This is a genomic window from Vibrio mexicanus (assembly GCF_001012815.1).
GTDB classification, from domain to species: Bacteria; Pseudomonadota; Gammaproteobacteria; order Enterobacterales; family Vibrionaceae; genus Vibrio; species Vibrio mexicanus.
The window spans coordinates 1-557 of sequence record NZ_JYJP01000045.1 but is presented as its reverse complement, the minus strand read 5'-3'; the positions used below and the strand labels follow the sequence as shown (position 1 = coordinate 557).

Annotated in this window: 1 protein-coding gene; it reads right to left on the bottom strand. The window is 41.7% G+C overall.

What is annotated here, in order from left to right; all coding sequences use genetic code 11:
• Positions 1 to 557 (bottom strand): histidine kinase dimerization/phospho-acceptor domain-containing protein (locus tag UA76_RS07335; protein ID WP_047044464.1); only part of this gene is annotated, 557 nt, incomplete at both ends.

Below are 557 nucleotides of genomic sequence, written 5' to 3'. Positions count from 1 at the left end.
TGAACTGGAATACCAATACCTGTATCAGACACTTCGACCATCAACTCAGATTCATTTTCTGGGTTTAGCCCTAAATAGATATCGACATGGCCTTCGTCGGTAAACTTAATGGCATTGCCAACAAGGTTATTCAAGACCTGACCGATTCTTGTTTCATCACCCATCCAACAACCTTTTACTTCATCTTCAATGAAGTATGAGAGTTGGACGTTCTTTTCATCCGCTTTTGATTGCTGAAGTTCAAATGTAGCTTTCACCAACTCAGCAAGATCGAACCCTATTTCACGAATCGATAAGTGTCCAGCTTCGATTTTTGAGTAATCCAGAATGTCATTTAAGATAGTCAACAAACTCTGACCACTGCGGTTAATGACATCGACATAGTGACTTTGCGTACTATCCAGTTGAGTATCTTCTAACAGTCGCGACGTTCCCAATACCCCATTCATTGGTGTTCGAATCTCATGACTCATTGTCGCAAGGAATGCAGATTTTGCTTTGTTAGCGTTCTCAGCTTCTTTACGCGCTTGGGCATGGTTATCCACTTCCGTATTGAG